This window comes from Campylobacter sputorum, from assembly GCF_002220775.1.
Lineage (GTDB): Bacteria > Campylobacterota > Campylobacteria > Campylobacterales > Campylobacteraceae > Campylobacter_F > Campylobacter_F bovis.
The window spans coordinates 466,686-486,384 of record NZ_CP019685.1 but is presented as its reverse complement, the minus strand read 5'-3'; the positions used below and the strand labels follow the sequence as shown (position 1 = coordinate 486,384).

General features: G+C 29.2%; 21 protein-coding genes and 1 pseudogene. 10 read left to right on the top strand and 12 right to left on the bottom strand.

The window, feature by feature from the left end; genetic code table 11:
- Nucleotides 1-4: 4 nt before the first annotated feature.
- Both CSPB_RS02485 and CSPB_RS02480 read left to right on the top strand, forming a co-directional pair.
- Nucleotides 5-1,393, top strand: a complete 1,389-nt coding sequence (locus CSPB_RS02485) for a replicative DNA helicase (protein WP_404813371.1) — start codon at nucleotides 5-7, stop codon at nucleotides 1,391-1,393.
- A gap of 2 nt (nucleotides 1,394-1,395) precedes the next feature.
- A complete protein-coding gene (locus CSPB_RS02480) occupies nucleotides 1,396-2,652 on the top strand; it encodes a ComEC/Rec2 family competence protein (protein WP_089193016.1) in 1,257 nt (418 codons plus the stop codon).
- On the opposite strand, the gene CSPB_RS02475 is transcribed toward CSPB_RS02480, so the two are convergent.
- Complete coding sequence (locus tag CSPB_RS02475; protein ID WP_089193907.1) at nucleotides 2,575-3,372, bottom strand: YihY family inner membrane protein; 798 nt, start codon at nucleotides 3,370-3,372, stop codon at nucleotides 2,575-2,577. The two genes, CSPB_RS02480 and CSPB_RS02475, sit on opposite strands and share 78 nt — an antisense overlap.
- Before the next feature lie 169 nt (nucleotides 3,373-3,541).
- Here CSPB_RS02475 and CSPB_RS02470 point away from each other — a divergent pair, with 169 nt between their 5' ends.
- Complete coding sequence (locus CSPB_RS02470) at nucleotides 3,542-3,961, top strand: TOBE domain-containing protein (protein ID WP_089193015.1); 420 nt, start codon at nucleotides 3,542-3,544, stop codon at nucleotides 3,959-3,961.
- A gap of 28 nt (nucleotides 3,962-3,989) precedes the next feature.
- On the opposite strand, the gene CSPB_RS02465 is transcribed toward CSPB_RS02470, so the two are convergent.
- The 9 genes and pseudogenes from CSPB_RS02465 to CSPB_RS02435 all read right to left on the bottom strand — a co-directional run bounded on the left by CSPB_RS02465 (nucleotide 3,990) and on the right by CSPB_RS02435 (nucleotide 11,124).
- The gene (locus tag CSPB_RS02465) at nucleotides 3,990-5,450 is read right to left on the bottom strand and encodes an aldehyde dehydrogenase family protein (RefSeq protein ID WP_089193014.1); all 1,461 of its coding nucleotides are present in this window, start codon (nucleotides 5,448-5,450) and stop codon (nucleotides 3,990-3,992) included.
- 116 nt (nucleotides 5,451-5,566) lie between these two features.
- Nucleotides 5,567-5,908 (bottom strand): annotated as a pseudogene (locus tag CSPB_RS02460) (DMT family protein).
- Nucleotides 5,909-5,925: 17 nt separating this feature from the next.
- Complete coding sequence (locus tag CSPB_RS09035) at nucleotides 5,926-6,153, bottom strand: R.Pab1 family restriction endonuclease (protein WP_472297446.1); 228 nt, start codon at nucleotides 6,151-6,153, stop codon at nucleotides 5,926-5,928.
- A gap of 260 nt (nucleotides 6,154-6,413) precedes the next feature.
- Nucleotides 6,414-6,542, bottom strand: coding sequence for a hypothetical protein (locus CSPB_RS08910; protein WP_256363469.1), 129 nt, complete (start codon nucleotides 6,540-6,542; stop codon nucleotides 6,414-6,416).
- A gap of 199 nt (nucleotides 6,543-6,741) precedes the next feature.
- Nucleotides 6,742-7,125, bottom strand: a complete 384-nt coding sequence (locus CSPB_RS08785; RefSeq protein ID WP_089193012.1) for a hypothetical protein — start codon at nucleotides 7,123-7,125, stop codon at nucleotides 6,742-6,744.
- A 64-nt stretch (nucleotides 7,126-7,189) separates the two neighbouring features.
- The gene (locus CSPB_RS08780) at nucleotides 7,190-7,330 is read right to left on the bottom strand and encodes a hypothetical protein (protein WP_227484187.1); all 141 of its coding nucleotides are present in this window, start codon (nucleotides 7,328-7,330) and stop codon (nucleotides 7,190-7,192) included.
- Nucleotides 7,331-7,425: 95 nt separating this feature from the next.
- Nucleotides 7,426-7,833 carry a hypothetical protein gene (locus CSPB_RS02445; RefSeq protein WP_033916458.1) on the bottom strand — a complete coding sequence of 136 codons (408 nt, stop codon included), beginning with the start codon at nucleotides 7,831-7,833 and terminating at the stop codon, nucleotides 7,426-7,428.
- 13 nt (nucleotides 7,834-7,846) lie between these two features.
- Entirely contained in the window at nucleotides 7,847-8,371 is a 525-nt protein-coding gene (locus CSPB_RS02440) for a KwaA family protein (RefSeq protein ID WP_089193011.1), read from the bottom strand.
- On the bottom strand, nucleotides 8,368-11,124 hold the full coding sequence (locus CSPB_RS02435) for a valine--tRNA ligase (RefSeq protein WP_089193010.1): 2,757 nt from the start codon (nucleotides 11,122-11,124) through the stop codon (nucleotides 8,368-8,370). The genes CSPB_RS02440 and CSPB_RS02435 overlap by 4 nt, the downstream gene beginning before the upstream one ends.
- Nucleotides 11,125-11,370: 246 nt before the next feature.
- Here CSPB_RS02435 and CSPB_RS02430 point away from each other — a divergent pair, with 246 nt between their 5' ends.
- Both CSPB_RS02430 and CSPB_RS02425 read left to right on the top strand, forming a co-directional pair.
- Nucleotides 11,371-11,646, top strand: coding sequence for a phasin family protein (locus CSPB_RS02430; RefSeq protein ID WP_089193009.1), 276 nt, complete (start codon nucleotides 11,371-11,373; stop codon nucleotides 11,644-11,646).
- A complete protein-coding gene (locus CSPB_RS02425; protein WP_089193008.1) occupies nucleotides 11,630-13,162 on the top strand; it encodes an ABC1 kinase family protein in 1,533 nt (510 codons plus the stop codon). Before CSPB_RS02430 ends, CSPB_RS02425 begins: the two co-directional genes overlap by 17 nt.
- Here CSPB_RS02425 and rsfS read toward each other — a convergent pair.
- Together rsfS and nadD are read right to left on the bottom strand one after the other, a co-directional pair.
- Nucleotides 13,159-13,494 (bottom strand): ribosome silencing factor, encoded by a 336-nt coding sequence (gene rsfS / locus CSPB_RS02420; RefSeq protein ID WP_089193007.1) that lies wholly within the window; start codon nucleotides 13,492-13,494, stop codon nucleotides 13,159-13,161. The two genes, CSPB_RS02425 and rsfS, sit on opposite strands and share 4 nt — an antisense overlap.
- The gene (gene nadD, locus CSPB_RS02415) at nucleotides 13,491-14,030 is read right to left on the bottom strand and encodes a nicotinate (nicotinamide) nucleotide adenylyltransferase (protein ID WP_033916464.1); all 540 of its coding nucleotides are present in this window, start codon (nucleotides 14,028-14,030) and stop codon (nucleotides 13,491-13,493) included. Before nadD ends, rsfS begins: the two co-directional genes overlap by 4 nt.
- A gap of 61 nt (nucleotides 14,031-14,091) precedes the next feature.
- Between nadD and gap the strand changes: the two genes are divergently transcribed.
- From gap to ccoS, 5 genes are all read left to right on the top strand, one after another.
- Nucleotides 14,092-15,102: a type I glyceraldehyde-3-phosphate dehydrogenase gene (gene gap, locus CSPB_RS02410; protein ID WP_089193006.1), complete on the top strand. Its 1,011-nt coding sequence runs from the start codon at nucleotides 14,092-14,094 to the stop codon at nucleotides 15,100-15,102.
- Nucleotides 15,102-16,310, top strand: coding sequence for a phosphoglycerate kinase (locus CSPB_RS02405; RefSeq protein ID WP_089193005.1), 1,209 nt, complete (start codon nucleotides 15,102-15,104; stop codon nucleotides 16,308-16,310). Before gap ends, CSPB_RS02405 begins: the two co-directional genes overlap by 1 nt.
- The gene (locus CSPB_RS02400; RefSeq protein ID WP_089193004.1) at nucleotides 16,307-16,990 is read left to right on the top strand and encodes a triose-phosphate isomerase; all 684 of its coding nucleotides are present in this window, start codon (nucleotides 16,307-16,309) and stop codon (nucleotides 16,988-16,990) included. The genes CSPB_RS02405 and CSPB_RS02400 overlap by 4 nt, the downstream gene beginning before the upstream one ends.
- Before the next feature lie 85 nt (nucleotides 16,991-17,075).
- Nucleotides 17,076-19,469 carry a heavy metal translocating P-type ATPase gene (locus CSPB_RS02395; protein ID WP_089193003.1) on the top strand — a complete coding sequence of 798 codons (2,394 nt, stop codon included), beginning with the start codon at nucleotides 17,076-17,078 and terminating at the stop codon, nucleotides 19,467-19,469.
- Nucleotides 19,466-19,699, top strand: coding sequence for a cbb3-type cytochrome oxidase assembly protein CcoS (ccoS, locus tag CSPB_RS02390; protein WP_089193002.1), 234 nt, complete (start codon nucleotides 19,466-19,468; stop codon nucleotides 19,697-19,699). Before CSPB_RS02395 ends, ccoS begins: the two co-directional genes overlap by 4 nt.

Below are 19,699 nucleotides of genomic sequence, written 5' to 3'. Positions count from 1 at the left end.
AATAATCAACTCAAATCTCTTTGACATAAGTATGGAAAGAGCTATTTTAAAAAGTATAATATATAATAATGATATGTTTTCAGAGGTTTATGACATTATAAAACCAGGGGATTTTTATCTAAAAAGTCATAGTGATGTATTTAAATCTATGATAATTTGTATGAACGAAAACTTACCGATAGATACTTCTTTTCTTAAGAAAAAACTAGGTAATGACTATGATGAACAAACTTTAGTAGAAATTTTAGCAACAAATAGCATAATTGATATAAAACCATACGCAAAAGAGCTAAAAGATAAATCAATAAAGCGTTCATTAGTAAAGCTTGCACACAAAATACCGCAAAAAGTTAGCGAAGATATAAATTCTCTTGATATGGTTGATAATATCAGCAAAGATTTGTATGAGTTAGTTGATGAAAATAAAGACGCTAGGATAAAAGAAAGCCCAGAAATAGTCTCAGAAGTTGCAAGTTATCTAAGAGAGCAAAAAGACAAAGATGATAGAGATATAGTTGGCATAGATACAGGTTTTAGAGAATTAAACGAGATGACAAAAGGCTTTAAAAAGGGTGAACTTATAATAATAGCAGGTCGTCCTGGTATGGGTAAAACAACTCTTGTTTTAAATTTAATGTTAAATGTTGCTTATAATGGCGGTGGAGTTGTTATGTTTTCACTTGAAATGGATGCAATGCAAGTAATGCTTAGAATGATGAGTTCAAAAACTTCTATACCATTGCAAGATCTTTTAAGTGCAAAACTAAACGATGATCAGTGGAGTAGAGTTAGCGATGTATCTCAAGCTCTTAGCGAAAAGAAAATTTTTATTCATGATGGTGGATATGTAAATATCCATCAAGTTCGCTCTCAACTTCGCAAACTAAAAGCAGCTCATGGAGAAATTTCTTTGTGTGTTATAGACTACATAGGACTTATGACAAGTTCTAGCTCATTTAACGAAAGACATTTACAAGTTGCCGAAATTTCAAGAGGATTAAAACTACTAGCAAGAGAACTAGATATGCCAATAATTGCACTTTCGCAACTAAATAGAAGTTTAGAAGCAAGAAATGATAAAACGCCAATGCTTAGCGATTTAAGAGAAAGTGGTGCTATAGAGCAAGATGCTGACTTAATCTTATTTGTTTATAGAGAAGAAATTTATCTTGAAAAAGAAGAAAAAGAAAGAGAGAAAAAAGCCAAGCTTGAAGGTAAAGAATATCAAAGAAATTTCATACCAAACAAATTAGAAGAAGATGCTGAAATAATCGTAGGCAAAAACAGAAATGGTCCAACAGGTAGAGTAAATGTGATATTTCACAAAGAATACTCAAGATTTGTCGATAAAAACTACATGGGACCTAGCGAAATTTCAACTTTTGAAGAGTAGTTTTGAGTACTATTTCTCTTTTTCAAAAAAGAAGAGAAATAGCCATTTTTTCATTTGTTTGCATATTAATTTTTATAGCAAATGTTACTTTTAGTTATACTGAGTTTAGAAATTTAAAATCCAAAGATAAAATTTTTACAAATGGTCAAATTTTAGCCTCATATCTGAAAACAAATAACAAAAATAGAACTTATAGAGTTTTAAAGATTAAAACAAATTATGGCAAAATTTACACAACACTAAATAAAAATAGCACTATAAAATCAAATGATATGCTACATTTTGGATTTTATACAAAAAATATCAAATTTAAAGACTATTTAAAAGGCACATTTTACGCACCAAGTTTTGCAAGAAAAATCAATGGCGTATCAAATAATACCTCAACAAAACTCTCAAATTTGATTAAATCACAACATAGTAATGAAAAAATAGGTGAATTTTACTCAGCACTATTTTTAGCAACGCCTATTAGTAAAGAATTAAGAAATGATGTATATTTTTGGGGAATCTCGCACCTTGTTGCCATAAGTGGATACCACGCTGGCATAATATTTTCTTTTTCATTTATAATATTTTTGCCAATTTATAAATTTTTTCAAAATAGGTATTTTCCATATAGAAATTCCAAATTTGACATAAGCATAGCAATTTTTACACTACTTTGTTTTTATCTTTATTTAACTGATTTTGTGCCGTCATTTTTTAGATCTATTTTGATGGCGTTAATAGGCTTTTATTTTATGAGTAGAAATTTAAAAATCTTTAATTTTCAAACACTATTTCTAACAGCTATGATAGCTATTTGCATATTTCCATCGTTACTTTTTTCAATCGGATTTTATTTTTCTATGCTCGGAGTTTTTTACATATATCTTTACATAAATCATTTTTATCATAAATTTCCGCTTTGGATAAATTTGATATTTCTAAACATATGGACATTTTTAGCTATGGTTATACCGGTATTATACTTTTTTCCAATGTTAAGCTTTCAACAACTATTTGTAGTGCCACTAACTGTAATTTTTGGAGTTTTTTATCCATTAAGTGTATTTGCTCATTTATGTGGTTATGGGGATTTTTTAGATTTTGTGTTAATAAATTTTTCTTCTCTCAGGTTTGAATATACTATGATAAAAATACAATCTTGGCAATTTTATGCTATAAATTTACTCTCATTAATCGCTATTAGATACAAATTCGTCGCTGTTTTTGTCGTTTTGCTCGGAATTTTGCCATTTTTTACTCTTATCTAAATCATCTAAAATCTTGCAAATTCTAACGCCATATAAAAATATTATCCACGAAAGATATATCCACACAAAGAAAAACAAAAGCACAGAAAATGACCCGTATATGCTAAGATAAGTTTTATTATAAACCGCATACGCAACAAAACCTATCTTAGATATATCCCAAGCAAGGCTGGCTAAAAATGAAGCTATAAGGATATTTTTAATATCTATTTTTTTATTTATAGATATTGTGTATGTAACACAAAATATCGCCCAAATTATTATATAAGGAAGTATAGCAAGTAAATTTATCCAATCAGTTAAATAGTTTGAATCTAAAATATTTTGAACTTTATTTGATAAAAAAAATGAAGCTCCAAGTCCGAGTGGTGCTAAGGTTATAAGCGTCCAATAAGAACTAACATTTCTCCAAAATCCTCTACTTTTTGCACCTGTTATTTTATTTATAATATACTCATAATCGCTAAAAAACATAATAGAAGTAAAAATTATAGCTCCAAATCCCATAAAACCAAGGCTTAATGAATTTGATAAAAACTGCTCTACATAAGTCGATATGGTTTCTTGATGTGTTGGCAAAAGAGAGGAAAAAACAAAGTTTTTTATCTTTGCGTAATATTCGTTAAAACTTGGCAATTGCGTAAAAATAGAAAAAGAAATTAACAAAACTGGAATAATTGACAAAAGCGTATGAAAGCTAAGACTTGCAGAAAAATGCATTAAATCTTTGTCATATACAAGATTTGCGGTTTTATATATTTTATCATAAATATTTTTCAAATTTTGTTTCAAATTCTACCCTTTTATTTATTGCGTTTATGTTATCAAAGTTTGTTTTAAAGCTAAATAAATGATATAATAAACTAAATTCATTTACAAAGGAACAAAAATGCAAATAGGCGCAAGAAATCAAATACAAGCTAAAATCACAGATATTAAAACAGGCTCTATAAACTCTTTAATAACAGCAAAAACAAGTTGTAATAAAATTTTCAAAGCTACAATTACAGCCGAATCTGAAAAAAACCTAGACTTAAAAGTTGGAAAAGAGGCTTATTTTATATTTAAGGCAATAAATGTAATCATTTCAAAAGATAACTCTTTGAAATTTAGTGCAGCAAATCAAATAATTGGAAAAGTAAAAGATATTGAACTTGGCTCTGTAATGTCTAAGATAATTATAGATTCCAATGGTCTTGAAATTTCATCAGTCATAACAAAAGAATCTACTCAAAGCTTAAATTTAAAACAAGGCGACACTGTTACAGCCATGATAAAAGCTACAAATATAGTTGTTGGAGTAAAATAACATATCGCCACAAAAAGTGGCGATAATCTTAATAAAATCCGCTTATTTTTCCTGTTAAATCTATCATAATATTTTTCATTTGAGTATAGTGCTCTAAAATGACTTTATGAGTTTCTCTACCAATGCCTGAGTTTTTATATCCGCCAAATGGAGAACCTGCAGGAATTTGGTTGTAACAATTTATCCAAACACGACCAGTTTCCATAGCTCTTGCAGTATTTAGTGCTTTTGTGATATCGTTTGTAAACACACCGCCACCTAAACCATACTCGCTATCATTTACCATTTTTATGAGCTCATCATAGTTTTTAAATTTAATCACAACTCCAACAGGACCAAATATCTCTTCTCTTGCAACTCTCATATCATTTGTTACATTTGTTAATAAAGTTGGTTCAACAAAGCTTTTACCGCAATTTGCATATTTTCCGCCAACTGCTACAGTTGCACCTTCTTTTTTACCAATCTCAACATAATCTAAAATTTTCTTAGCTTGATTTTCATTTATCTGTGAGCCCATTTGAGTATTTGGATCTAGCGGATCTCCAACTTTTATAGCTTTAAATTTATCAACCAAAGCATCTACAAATTTATCATAAATTTCCTCTTCTACAAATATTCTACTTCCCGCACAACAAACTTGGCCTTGATTAAACAAAATTCCCATCTGTACACCATCAAGTGCTTTTTCCCAGTTTGCATCAGCATATATAATATTTGCACTTTTGCCACCAAGCTCTAAAGTAGCTGGTATAAGCTTATTTGCTGCGGCTAATGCTATATCCCTGCCTATCTCAGTTGAACCAGTAAATGCAAGTTTATCTAAACCTGGATGATTTTTTAGATACTCTCCAGCTTTTGAGCCTTTTCCAGTAACAACATTGACAACACCTTTTGGCAAAACATCTTTTATAAGTTTCATTAACTCTAAAACACTCAAACTTGTCTCAGATGATGGTTTAAATACGCTTGTATCTCCAGCAGCTATAACAGGAGCTAATTTCCAAGCAGCCATTAAAAATGGAAAATTCCACGGAACTATCTGACCTACCACACCAATTGGCTCTCTTAAAACTATAGAAAGTTGCTTTTCATCCAAAACATTTGAACTTCCCTCTTCGCCTTGTATAACACCAGCAAAATACCTAAAATGCTCCGCAGCATAAGGTATATCAACATTTAGTGTTTCTCGTATAGGTTTTCCATTTTCCATACTTTCTACTTCTGCTAGAAATTTAGCATTATCGTCTATAATTTCCGCTATCTTATTTAGTATTTTGCTTCGCTGGCTTACTGTGCTATGTCTAAATTTATCAAATGCTTTTCTAGCTGCCTTGTAAGCTTTATCTACATCATCTTTACTTGCATCTGCAATGCTTGCTATTTTTTTACCATTTGCAGGATTATAAGTGTCAATTGTAGCTGAATTTTCGGCTTCTACAAACTCTCCATCTATAAACAAACCATAATTTTCTTGTAACTTAGACATATTTTCTCCTTTGATATTAATTTATTATCATTATAAGTTATGTTGATAAATAAAGTTGTAATTAATTGATAATAAAAATTATATTATTGCTATAGATTAAATAATAACAATTATTTTCACTTTTTAAAGATAAAATAAACAGCCAAAACCAAAAAGATAAAGCCAATCAAATGATTTAACCTAAAAACTTCATTTTTAAAAACTAAAAGTGTAAAAATAGTAAATACGCTTAAAGTTATAACTTCTTGCAAAACTTTTAGTTGCCAAATATTAAATGCTCCGCCGTTTTCTACAAATCCATAGCGATTTGCTGGGACTTGAAAGCAGTATTCAAAAAACGCTATCCCCTAACTAATTAAAATAATCCAAAACAAACTAAGCGAAGTAAAGCTTTTAGCAAATTTCAAATGTCCATACCAAGCAATTGTCATAAAGATATTTGATGCAATTAAAAGCATGATTGTGTAATATGATTTCATTTATTTCCTTCTAAAATATAATCTAAAATAACTAAACAATAATATTTATAAACCCTTCTTAAAAGTCCAAAAATTTTAAATATCTTAACAAACATTAGGATATTATCGCAGCTTATTTGTAAATAACCTTTCTTTTTACTTTTAATTTTGCGACCAATAAAGCTAAAATTTCCATTCTCATCTTTAATATTTGCTAGAGATATACAAAAATAAAACATAGGCATTGTACCAAACTGCTCTTTGTTTTTCAAGAACAATAATTTCACAAAGCAAGTTATCATCTTCAAATTTACTAATTAAAAGTGGTTAGCTTACTTTTGATTTTAAAAACCATATATTATTTATGGTTTTAGGAAGAAAATGAGAGCGAGTAATCTCTTTTTTTTCATCTATAAAAATTTATTTTCCAATATTTTATTTTTTAAATTTTCTAAAATTTCAAATGATATAAGACTGTTTTCTAACCCAAATTTCAAAAATTCACTTAGTTCATAAATTTGTTTATTTTTGCTATTTGCTCCCGCAAAATGAGTTTTTGCACCTTTTTTATAACTTTTATGCGAATTTTTCCTGTAACACTTGTTAATGGAAACTCATAATTTAAAACTTTCAAATATACTCCTTAAATAAATTTTTAAAATAACTCTCTATAACTGGATTTTTCTTTAACTCTAAAAACTCATCTGATATTTTTAAAAATTCACTATTATTTATAAAAATATCTAAATTTCCAAAATAGTATGGAAGTTTGTTTGCGTACTGCTTAAAATGATGGATATAGCAGTAATATTTTAAATTTTCAGCAAAAACCCTTATTGAGTTTGAGTTCTTTTTTTGTTTGAAAAATTTGGTTCCTTTTTAAGGCGTTTATATCTATTAAGGTGTGAAAGTTGCAACTTCTTTTCTTTTATCATTTGGGTTAGATATTTACCTACATAGTTTGTTATAAAATTAAAGTCGTTTAGTCTAAATTTGTGGTTTTCTAATGTTTTGAACTTAAAATTTTTTATAAACTCATAACTCATTCTAGCTCTATTTTTTTCATAAAGTACTATGATAATTGGAAAAAACGTACTTGAGTTTGGCGTAAAAATTTCACTACTGATAATTAAACTATCTATTAAAAAATAATTTTCTTTAAATTCTTTTAAGGCATTGAAATTAGTAGGCTTTATAAGATAAGAAAGGGGATGCAATATACATAATCTGGATATAATTTAGCATAAGAGCGTAAAAATGAAATACCTAAATCTCTATAGGCTAAATTATCATCGATTTCATAGAGTGATTTTTAATATGGCTATGTATAATAGAAGTTTTATCGTTATATGGAGGATTGCCTATTATAATTAAATTTGTATCTTTTTCTATACCAAATTTTTCTCTACTTACATCTTTCAATAGTTTGTGTGAATAGTGGGTGCTTTTGATTTTGTAATAGCAAATTCATCAATATCAGCTTAAATTATTATATCATTTAATCTAAAGATGTTTTATCATATTTTTCTGAATGAATTTACAATTCTTTGCTCTGCGTAAATCTGCGCTGTATAATATTTTTCAAAAATAATGTTATGCAATAATTTTATATCATCATTACTTTTAATGTTAAAATTATTATTTTCAAAATTTTTATTATCTGGAAAATAATTTATAATATATTCTCTATACATATTAAAATTATTTTTAAATTTCTCTAAATTATCACAAATCTGAGCTAGTTTTTTTAAATTTGTTTTATTGATTTTTTCTAATTTAAGTTCATCTGAAAAATTAATACCATCACTACTTTTTAGATTTTCTAAATCTTTCTCTTCAGCTTTTCTATAATATTTTCCTAAATTTGGAAAAATTTTCTCTAAATGAGTAAAATCTGTAAAAAATACCTTTTTTCCATCAAACATAACATCAGTTCTATCATTTAAAACTATAATTTTTTTGTGTTTTTAAAGAACAGCTAAATCTAATTAAATTTGGTATTTTATCTATATTTTTTATATTATTTTTAGAAATTATAAAAATTTTATAGCTTGCTTTATTGTTATTTTCTATTTGAGCTTCATAAAATGACCATTTTAGCAATACAAAAGGATTAAAAAATATAAATTTGCATCTACAAATAAGAAGTATAATAATAAAATAAATAAGCCAAAACATTTCCCAATTATTTGCCTCAATGCTCAAAGATACAACAAAATATGCAATATAAATAGGTATAAATTTAGGTTCAGCTATTTCAACCAAATTACACAAACCACTCGTTTCATTAGCTTCTTCTTTTGTTTTTATATAGATAAATAAATTTGAAAAAATATAGGCTATTATACAAATAACAATAGAAAAATAAATATAATTATTTTTTATCAAATATATAATTAAAATAGGCGAAATAGCCATTAAAAGATATAATAATTCTAAAATCTTTAAGGTAATATTTTTCATTTATTTCCCAAGTTTTTAATTTCAGCTTCAATTTTACTAAGCTGTTCTTTTGCTAAATTTAAGCCATCTTTATTCGTTTGAATTACTTGTGCTGGTGCATTTTTGATAAAATTTTCATTACTAAGCATATTTTCTAGCTTTGAAATTTCTTTAACAAGTTTGGTTTTTTGAGCATTAAGTCGTTTTACAAACTCACTTGTATCAACGCCACTTAGTGGCACAAATGTGCTTAAATTCTCGCTTACATCAGTAATAGAATTTTCTATCTTAGAATCTGTAAATTTAACATCTTCGCATTTTGATAAAAGTTTTATAAATTTTATAGCATCATTTAAATCGATATCTCCATTTAACTTTACATAAGCAAGTGGAATTTTTGCATTTCCTAAATCAATCACAGCTTTTGCGCGACGTATAGAAATAACAGCTTCTATTAAAATACTAAAAAGTTTTTCTATCTCTTCATCATTTTTTGAAATTTTAGGATAGTTTGAGACTATTATGGATTTAGAATTTTCTAAATTTGAACCACTTAATTCATGATATAAATACTCACTTAAAAATGGCATAAATGGACTAAGTAACTTCATCGCTTCTTTAAAAATCGCTCCAAGTTCTATAACGCTTTCTTTTTCAGCCTTGCTTAACTCAATGCCCCAATCGCAAAACTCATCCCATAAAAATTTATAAATCGTATTTGCCGCATCGTTAAATCTATAAGTATCTAAATTTGTGCGAACTTCATTTACACAAACTTTAAAGCGACTATGTAAATACAAACCGAGTTTAGTTTTTATATCACACTCATTTAAATCAGGGAATTTAGAAGCATTCATTAGTAAATATTTATGAGCGTTATAAAGTTTGTTTGTAAAATTTCTAACTAGCACCATTTTTTCTTCGCTAAGCCTGATATCACGCCCTTGAACGCAAAGAAGTGCGAGTGTAAAGCGTAAAATATCAGCACTATACTCATCTATTTTTTCAAGTGGATCTATAACATTTCCACTACTTTTACTCATTTTTGAGCCATCAGCAGTTTTAACTAAAGCGTGTAAGTAGATGTCTTTAAATGGCAATTTTCCCAAAGCGTTTTGGCTTTGAAACATCATTCTTGCAACCCAAAAAAAGAGTATATCAAAACCAGTTATTAGCATTGTATTTGGATAAAAATCATCTAAGTCGCTTTTAAACCATTTTTCATCTTTATATGCTTCGCCATTTCCCCAGCCAAGGGTTGAAAACGGCCAAAGCCCGCTACTAAACCAAGTATCAAGCACATCAGGGTCTTGATGAAAGTGATTTTTGCCACATTTTGGACAACATTTTGGCATATCTTCTTCGCTAGCCCACTCATGGCCACATTCATCGCAGTAAAACACAGGGATTTGATGTCCCCACCAAAGCTGCCTTGAAATGCACCAGTCTTTTAGCTCTCTCATCCACGCATTAAAGCTATTTATCCAATGAGCTGGAAAAAACTCTGCTTTACCATCATTTACAGCCTTTATAGCCTCTTTTGCGATATCACTTTTAACAAACCATTGTTTTGAAATGTAAGGCTCAACAACATTTTTACAGCGATAACAATACCCAACTTGATTTGTATAATCTTCTATTTTTTCTATATTTCCTAAATTATGAAGTTTTTCAACAACCTTATCTCTTGCTTCAAGTCGCTCTAAGCCTTTAAATTCACCACACTCATCATTTAAAATTCCTTTTTCATCAAAGATAGTTATAAATTCTAAATTATGGCGATTTCCAACTTCATAGTCATTTTGATCATGAGCTGGAGTTACCTTTACAACGCCAGTTCCAAAGCTCATATCTACATACTCATCAGCTATTATCTCAACTTCGCGGTTAATGATCGGTAAAATCACCTTTTTGCCTATTAAATGCTTGTAACGCTCATCGTTTGGGTTTACCATCACAGCAGTATCACCAAAGAATGTCTCAGGGCGAGTAGTAGCAACTACTACATAACCGCTTGTCTCACACGCCATCTTTGAAAAATTCTCACTTGAACTGCACTGACTATTAGTGCATCTTATTTGTTCTTCGCTCGAATTTTCCAAATCTAACGCACGATACTTCGCCTTATTATCATCTGGTAAATTAACAAAATCAGATAAATAGTATCTTAAATAATAAAGCTTTCCAGCGTTTTCTTTGTGCTCAACTTCCACATCACTTAATGCACCATCGTGTGTGCACCAATTTACCATATAATTTCCACGAACGATAAGTCCAGCGTTATATAAATTTACAAAGGCTTTTTTTACAGCACTTTTTAAGCCATCATCCATTGTAAAACGAAGTCTAGACCAAGCTGGAGTAATGCCTAGTTTTCGCATTTGCTTTAATATAGTACCACCGCTTTGTTCTTTCCATTTCCACACTTCATCTAGGAATTTCTCACGCCCAAGTTCTTCTTTTGTAATACCACGCTCTAAAAGACGCTTTTCAACTACATTTTGAGTTGCGATTCCTGCATGATCCATACCTGGTTGATATAACGTTTTATAGCCATCCATTCTTTTGTAACGAGTCATTATATCTTGTAGCGTAAATGTTAGTGCGTGTCCGATATGAAGCACTCCTGTAACATTTGGTGGTGGCATCATTATGCAAAATGTCTTATCATCTTCTTGAATGCTTTTGTTTCCATCTATCTCAAAATATCCGCGTTCTTCACAAATTTTATAAAATTTATCTTCAATCTCTTTTGGGTTGTAAAAATCTGCCACTTGTTGTCCTTAAAAATTATTATTCTTAAATTTTACCTAAAATATTTTGATAAAATGATTAACACAAATAATCCGCTAAATTTTTATTGATTTATAATTTTATAAAAACAAAAAACAATATTTTACTATCTTTTCAAACCCAATAAAAACGCCATTTTCTAAAATTCATAGTATTTATATTTTAAAAATTTGATTATTGCTTTTATGATATAATCAATAGTATAAATTAAAATTTAGGGGTAAACTATGCTAAAAGATATACTTTATATAGGACTTGGCGGCTTTTTAGCAACAAAAGATAAAATTCAAAAAGAACTAGATGCTTTGGAACAAAAAGGTAAATTAAGCAAAGAGGACAGCAAAGCTTTTCTAAAAAGTCTATATGAAAAAGGGGAGGATGAGCATGAAAGACATATGCAAATTTTAAAAGATGTTTTAAAAGACATTATAAAAGATTTAAATTTGGCAACAAAAGAAGACATATCAAAATTAGAAAAAAAGATAGATGATAAAATTTTATAATCCATTAAGAATTTGGAAAATTTTTCGCTTATTACTCACATTTTTTCTTTTAATTAGAAAGAAAAAATCTTTTTTCCTAATTAAACCTTTAAAAGCAAATCAAATTTCAACACACATAAACTCGCTTGGTGCAAGTTTTATAAAACTAGCCCAAGTTCTAGCAACTAGAAGTGATTTTTTCTCCCCAAAATATTTAGAAGAGTTAAAAAAGATTCACGATTTACTTCCTCCAATGAGCGAAAGTGATTTTAAAAAAATATATAAAGATGGTATTTTTACTAAATTTAACAAAACCCCTATAGCGTCTGCTTCTATAGGACAAGTTCACGAAGCTTATCTTGAAGATGGCACAAAAGTTGCAGTAAAATTAAGAAGATATAACATAAAAGAGATGGTGGTTTGCGATATTCAGATTATTTCTTTTCTAAGCCATATATTTTCTCCGCTTTTTTCTCATTACACAAAACATTCTATAGAGGCTGTAATTTCTGAATTTTCATCAACTATATTAAGAGAAATTAGTATGAATGAGGAATTTAAAAATTTAGAAAAATTTTCACAAATTTATAAAAATTGCAATATTAAATTTCCCAAAACATATAAAGAATATTGTAACGACGATATGCTAACAATGAGTTATGAAGAAGGTTTTAGGTTTGATGATATACAGAATATAAAAAAACACAACATAAATATAAATAAGATTATAAATGATTTAGTTATGTTTTATGTCGAGCAAATGCTCATAAATGGATATTTTCACGCTGATCCACATCCTGGAAATGTGCTTATAAATAAAAATTCCGAGATAATATTGCTTGATTATGGTATGATAAAAATGGTTCCAAATGATACAAGACTTGCCATTATATCTTTACTTAAAGCCGCAAATGAAGGGGATTATATCAAATACATAGCCGCTTCAAAAAAACTTGGGATAAGTGCTTACGAAACACCAGATATTTTATTGGCTGAATTTGTTGAAAGAATTTTTGAAATCTTTTCAAATAACGCTCTAAGTAGCTCAAATATGCAAGATTTGGCAAATGAAGTAATGCAAAGCACTAGGAAATTTCCATTTAAATTTCCAATGGAAGCAATTTATATTTTAAGAGTAAGTGCTATCATAGAAGGTCTTGGAACAAGTTATATAGAAAATTTTAATGGTATTAAGGATATTTTGCCGATTTTAGTTAAAAATATACCAAGAGCTTATACCAAAAAGGATACATTTGTTGAGTTTGCAATGGATGAGATACAAAGCATTCCACAAACCATACATAACGCAAAAAATAGCCTACAAAAGCTAAGCTATGGAGAGCTTGAAATAAACATATCAAAACAGCAACTAAGTTATTTTAAAAAAGCCATAGCCGAAACAATAAATTCTATTTTAATAGGATTTATTTTTATAATTACGGCATTTTTTTTAATTATTTTTGATAAAAACTATGCTTTAATTGCCACTATATTTTTAATATTAGGATTTATAAAACTGCTTTATAGAAAGTCTTAAATAGCTTTTTCTTTCATTTCTTTAATCTGTTCTAAAAGCTCTTCTATATTGTATTTTGCTCTATAAGCTGGATCAAAAAGGTGAATTACTATATCTCCTAAATCTATAACGCTCCATTCATCTGAAATTTCCACATTTAAAAACTCTTCTTTAAGTGGTTTTAGTTGATTTTTTAACTCATCTATGAGAGCTAAAGAGTGTTTAGCGCCTAGTGTTGTAGCTATGATTACATAATCTACAAAATACTCATCTTTACTCATATCAAAAAACTGAATTTCTTCAGCCTTTTTTTCGTCTAAAATTTTGATTATATTTTCTATTCTTTGATTCATCTCTTTCCTTGGTAAAATTTAATAACTTCATCTTTGATAATTTCAGGTATTTTTTCATCTTCAAGATTTGTTCTAATTTGCGAAGATGAAATATTAACATTTATATCAAATTTTTTCAACTCGTTAGGTATATTGATGTGATCTCTTGAAGCTATTATAAATGTTACCATTTTGCATAGTTCATCAAAATGATGCCATTTTTCTAGTGTTGCCAAATGATCAGCCCCAACTATGAGATAAAAAGTATTTATATTATAAATTTTATACATATATTTTACGCTTTGTATAGTTGGAACTGGTCTATTTTGATTTATCTCAAAATCACTTATTATCACTTTAGGTAAATTTCCCCAAAGCTTCTTAGCCCACTCATATCTAAGTTTAGGAGGAGCATTAAACTCATTTTTAAAAGCACTTATAAAAGTTGGCATTATTATAAATTTATCAATATCAAGCGTTTGCAAAGCCATTTTTACAATGCTGTCATGTCCAAAATGCGGTGGATCAAAACTACCACCAAAAAAAGCTATATTCATTTAACCTTTTTTAACCTTATTTTTTGTAAAATTTACGCTATTATAACCAAAAAGGAACAAAATGTCAGTAAAAATTGCTATAAATGGTTTTGGAAGAATTGGCAGATGTGCTGCAAGAATAGCTTTAAATAGAGATGATGTCGAACTTGTAGCCATAAATGATACAGCTACCTCTAGAGATATTACAAGATACTTACTACAATATGACACAGTCCATAGAGAATTTAATAAATTAGTAGAAGTTATAGATGATCACACAATATCAGTTGATGGCAAAAAAATACAAGTTTATTCAACACGCGATCCAAAAGAATTAGATTTTAAAAGCTATGGAGTAGACGCGGTTTTAGAATGTACTGGAGCTTTTTTAACACAAGAAAAATGCCAAGTTTATATAGATAATGGGATAAATTTAGTCGTTATGTCAGCACCTGCAAAAGATAATACTCCAACTTTTGTAATGGGAGTAAATGAAGAAAAATATGGCGGTGAAAAAATCATTTCAAACGCAAGTTGCACAACAAACTGCTTAGCACCTATTGCAAAAGTTATAGATGAGAAATTTGGAATAGTAAAAGGTTTGATGACGACAACTCACGCTTATACAGCAAGTCAAAATTTACTAGATGTAAAAGGGAAAGATTATAGAAAAAGCAGAGCTGGGGCAACAAATATCATCCCAACTACAACAGGTGCTGCAAAAGCAATCTCCTTAGTTTTACCAAATTTAAAAGGAAAAATGCATGGTCTTGCACTAAGAGTACCAGTTCCAAATGTTTCTATGGTTGATTTAAGCGTATTACTTTCTAAAAAAGTTACAGCAGATGATGTAAATGCAGCTTTTGAAGAGTATGCAAAAGGACCCATGAAAGGAATTTTGTTAGTTGATAAAGACAACAAAGTTTCAAGTGATTTTACAACTTGTCCGTATTCAAGCATAGTTGCAAAAGATTTAACACAAATTATAGATGGAGACATGCTAAAAGTGATGGCTTGGTATGATAATGAATGGGGATACTCACAAAGACTTATAGATTTGGCAATTTATGCTGCAAAAAAAGGAAATAAATAATGGAAGATTTGCTTTCTATAAAAGACTTAAAGTTAAAAAAAGGTAGCAGTGTTTTTATAAGATGTGATTTTAACACGCCAATGGATGAGTTTTTCAATATTACAGATGATAGACGAATTCGCTCAGCTCTGCCAACTATAAAATACTGCTTAGATGAAGGTTGTAAAATAGTTTTAGCAAGTCATTTAGGTCGCCCTAAAAATGGATATGAGGAAAAATTCTCACTAGAACCTGTTGCAAAAAGATTATCAACTCTTATGAAAAAAGATATCGTTTTTGCAAAAGACATAATAGGAAATGACGCAAAAGAAAAATTTGAAAATTTAAAAGATGGAGAAATTCTTCTTCTTGAAAATTTACGCTTTGAAAAAGGCGAAACAAAAAATGATGAAAATTTAGCAAAAGAGCTTTGTAAATTTGGAGAATTTTTTATAAATGACGCATTTGGAGTTTGCCATAGAGCCCATTGTAGTGTTGAGGCTATAACTAAATTTTATGATGATGAACACAAAGCCGCAGGATTTTTGCTGATAAAAGAGATAACTTTTGCACAAAATCTTATCAAAAGACCAGCTCGTCCATTTGTTGCTGTAGTTGGCGGAAGTAAAGTTAGCGGAAAACTACAAGCACTTACAAATCTACTTCCTCGAATTGATAAGCTTATAATTGGTGGTGGAATGGCTTTTACTTTTCTAAAGGCAATAGGTTATAATATAGGAAATTCTCTCTTAGAAGAGGATTTGATAGAAGAATCACTAAAAATATTAAGAAAAGGCAAAGAACTTGGCGTAAAAATTTATCTTCCAATCGACACCATAGCAGCACCAATTTGTTCTCAAGACACAGTTATGAAATATGTTACAACACAAGAAATTCCATCTGGTTGGATGGGGCTTGATATAGGACCTGCTAGTGTTGTACTTTTCAGAGAAGCCCTAGAAGATGCTCAAACCATATGGTGGAATGGACCAATGGGTGTGTTTGAGATAGATAAATTTGCTAAAGGAAGCTTAAGAATAAGTCATGCTATAGCAGAAAGTCATGCTACAACCATAGTTGGTGGCGGAGATACGGCTGATGTTGTAGAGCGTTCTGGAAATGCAGATGAAATAACATTTATCTCAACTGGCGGTGGAGCAAGTTTGGAGTTAATAGAAGGCAAAGAACTTCCTGGAGTAAAACCGCTTAGAAAAAAGGATGAAGATTGATATATGCTGCAAATTTCAAATGCAATCATACAAGAGAAAGTTTTTATAAATATGCTAATGAGCTAAATGATATTATAATAAATTCAAAAATAGATGATGAAATAATGGTTTTTCCAACTTCATCGTCATTTTTAAAAAATGAAAATTTACATTTCACGCAAGGCGCACAAAATTTTTATCCTTGCGAAAATGGTGCTTATACAGGAGAAATAGGCAAAGAACAACTTGATGAATTTGGCATAAATACGGTTTTGATAGGACATTCAGAAAGACGCACAATACTAAAAGAAAATGATAGTTTATTAAAAGATAAATTTAATTTTGCTATGAAAAATAAATTTAAAATAATTTATTGCATAGGCGAAAGTTTAGAAATTTATGAAGATAAAAAAACCGAAAAATTTTTAGAAAAACAACTAAGTAGTATTGATTTAAACTATTCAAATTTAATCATAGCTTATGAACCAATTTGGGCGATAGGAAGCGGTAAAATACCGAGTATAAACGATATAAAAAATATACTTGATTTTATATCTACAAACACAAAAGCTCCTTTACTTTATGGCGGAAGCGTAAAAAAAGAAAATATAAAAAGTATTTTAGATGTAAAAAACTGCAGCGGTGTTTTAGTTGGTGGTGCGAGCTTAAAAATACAAACTTTTTGCGAGCTATTTGTATAACTCGCAATTACTATGTATCTTTTTAATCAAATTTAAAAACCAAATTTACTATAATAATAAAAAATTAACATTTTAAAGAAAATTTATGTCTCAACAAAAATGTGAACACTGTAAACTTAAATTTGATACAAATTCCATGATAAGCGATGAAAATGGTCTTAAATTTTGCTGCAATGGTTGTAAAAATGTTTACCATATACTAAACGAATATGGATTTAGTGAGTTTTACGATAGACTTGGTAAAAATACACTCCAACCTGTAACACAAAGCACAACAAATACTGATAGCATAGATTATATATATAAAAACTATGTTACAAAAACGGATGATGGCTTTGATGAAATTTACATAATAATAGAAAGAATTCATTGTCTTGCTTGTATTTGGTTAAATGAAAAAATACTTTTTAACACAAAAGGGATCGTAGAAGCTGATATAAACGCTACTACAAACAAAGCTAAAATCGTCTGGGATAGTAATGAAATTTCACTAAAAGAGATATTTGAAAAAATTAAACTAATCGGCTACAATCCAACTCCATATGATGCCAAAAGAGCAGAAATAAGGGCAAACTCACTAAGAAGAGAATTTTATGCAAAACTTCTAGTTGGGATTTTTGGCGTTATGAATATTATGTGGATAGCTATAGCAAATTATGCTGGATATTTTAGCGGCATAGATAAAGATATAAAAAGCGTATTAGCATTTGGGGAATTTACACTTGCTACGCTTGTATTGTTTTACACTGGTAGCGTATTTTTCAAAGGTGCATTAATAGCTTTAAAAACCAAAATGCCAAATATGGATCTGCTTGTAGCAAGTGGGGCAAGTATAGCTTATGTTTATTCTATATATGCTATGTTTTCAAGAGTCGGTGAGACATATTTTGACTCTGTTGCAATGATAATTACATTTGTTTTTATAGGAAAATATTTAGAAATTTTAAGTCAAAAAAGAGCCACAGATACGCTTGATTCTTTAAGTTCTTTTATGCTCTCAGATGTCTTTGTGTTGCAAGATGGAAAAAGTGTAGAAAAAAACATAAATGAGATAAAAAAAGGTGAAATTATCATACTAAATAGCGGACAAAAGGTTTTAATCGATGGCGTTATATTAAGTGGCGAAGGAAGTTTTGATTATTCAAGTTTAAGCGGAGAGAGCATTCCTGTATATAAAACAAAAGGCGACGAAATAACAAGCGGAGCGATATGTTTAAATGGTAGTTTAACTTACGAAGCAAAAAATGAATTTAAAAATTCTACTTTATCAAAAATCATAAATTTACTTCAAAACGCTACTTCTAAAAAACCAAAAATTCAAAATATCGCAAATGCCATATCATCTAAATTTTCTCTTGCTATTTTGATTTTAGCGACTATAAGCTTTATTTTTTGGTATGCAAAAACTGGAAATTTTTCTATATCTATGCTTATTTTTATATCTGTTATTATCATAGCTTGCCCTTGTGCGATAGCGCTTGCTACACCTATTTCATCGATAGTTGGATTAAATGTAGCTTTAAAAAAGGGTATTCTTTTTAAAGAGGCTAAATTTATAGAAGATTTATCAAAATGCGATACGGTTATTTTTGATAAAACAGGAACACTTACAAAAGCAAAACTTAGTGTTAGCAAAGTTGAAATTTATGAAAAGTTTGACATAAGCTTGCTTTATTCACTTGTTTTAGCCTCAAACCACCCAATAAGCATTAGTATAAAAGAGTATATAAAAAATAGTTATGGAAATTTACACATATTAAAACTTAGTGAGATAAAAGATATAACAGCAAAAGGAATGAGTGCTAAATTTGAAAATAAAATAATTTATGGCGGAAGCTACAATCTAATGAAAGAACTTGGCTTTGATTGTCAAAAAAGCAATTTTAGTAACTATTTTTTTGCTATAAATAATAAAATAGTAGCCAAATTTGAACTAAAAGATGAAATCAAAGATAGTGCATATGAACTTATAAAATCATTAAAAGAAAATGGTCTAAAAACGATAATGCTAAGCGGAGATAATGAAAATGCAGTAAAAGAAGTATCGCAAAATTTAAAAATACAAGAGTATAAAAGTGAACTTTCGCCTATACAAAAAGCACAATTTATAGAAAATTTAAATAAAAAAGGTCACAGCGTTGTAATGGTAGGAGACGGTATAAACGACGCATTAGCACTAAGTTATGCAAGAGTTTCGATATGTGTTGGAAATGGAGCTGATATAAGCTTGGAAAAAAGTGATATAGTTTTGCTTGGAAATGAAATACTAAATTTAAAAAATGCTTTTTTAATAGCAAAACACACATACAAAATAATCAAACAAAACCTTATTTTTTCACTAATATACAACTCTCTTACCATACCCCTTGCAATGTGTGGATATATAATACCGCTATTTGCGGCACTATCGATGTCTTTTAGCTCTATAATAGTTGTGTTAAATGCACTTCGTATAAAAAGTATAAAGGAGATAAAATGAGCGTAGAAATAATAGCTTTAATGCTAAGCGTGTCCATATTTCTTGGTCTTATAGCCTTAGGGGCTTTGCTTTGGGCTTTAAAAAATAGACAATTTGACGATCATGATAAATTTTTAAGAGCAACTCAAAATGATGGAGAAGACGCACTAAATGATGCATATAATATGGAAATAAAGAAAAAAGAAGCTTTGAAAAAAAAGTCGGGAAGCAAGAGCTTCCCGATGTATTAA

Excerpts from the sequence above, each read along its gene's own strand:
- CSPB_RS02475 (WP_089193907.1), bottom strand. The coding sequence starts at position 3,372 with ATGCATTTTTCTGCAAGTCTTAGCTTTCATACGCTTTTGTCAATTATT.
- CSPB_RS02470 (WP_089193015.1), top strand. The coding sequence starts at position 3,542 with ATGCAAATAGGCGCAAGAAATCAAATACAAGCTAAAATCACAGATATT.
- CSPB_RS02465 (WP_089193014.1), bottom strand. The coding sequence starts at position 5,450 with ATGTCTAAGTTACAAGAAAATTATGGTTTGTTTATAGATGGAGAGTTT.
- CSPB_RS09035 (WP_472297446.1), bottom strand. The coding sequence starts at position 6,153 with ATGCCTATGTTTTATTTTTGTATATCTCTAGCAAATATTAAAGATGAG.
- CSPB_RS02445 (WP_033916458.1), bottom strand. The coding sequence starts at position 7,833 with ATGTTTGATGGAAAAAAGGTATTTTTTACAGATTTTACTCATTTAGAG.
- CSPB_RS02440 (WP_089193011.1), bottom strand. The coding sequence starts at position 8,371 with ATGAAAAATATTACCTTAAAGATTTTAGAATTATTATATCTTTTAATG.
- CSPB_RS02430 (WP_089193009.1), top strand. The coding sequence starts at position 11,371 with ATGCTAAAAGATATACTTTATATAGGACTTGGCGGCTTTTTAGCAACA.
- CSPB_RS02425 (WP_089193008.1), top strand. The coding sequence starts at position 11,630 with ATGATAAAATTTTATAATCCATTAAGAATTTGGAAAATTTTTCGCTTA.
- rsfS (WP_089193007.1), bottom strand. The coding sequence starts at position 13,494 with ATGAATCAAAGAATAGAAAATATAATCAAAATTTTAGACGAAAAAAAG.
- nadD (WP_033916464.1), bottom strand. The coding sequence starts at position 14,030 with ATGAATATAGCTTTTTTTGGTGGTAGTTTTGATCCACCGCATTTTGGA.
- gap (WP_089193006.1), top strand. The coding sequence starts at position 14,092 with ATGTCAGTAAAAATTGCTATAAATGGTTTTGGAAGAATTGGCAGATGT.
- CSPB_RS02405 (WP_089193005.1), top strand. The coding sequence starts at position 15,102 with ATGGAAGATTTGCTTTCTATAAAAGACTTAAAGTTAAAAAAAGGTAGC.
- CSPB_RS02395 (WP_089193003.1), top strand. The coding sequence starts at position 17,076 with ATGTCTCAACAAAAATGTGAACACTGTAAACTTAAATTTGATACAAAT.
- ccoS (WP_089193002.1), top strand. The coding sequence starts at position 19,466 with ATGAGCGTAGAAATAATAGCTTTAATGCTAAGCGTGTCCATATTTCTT.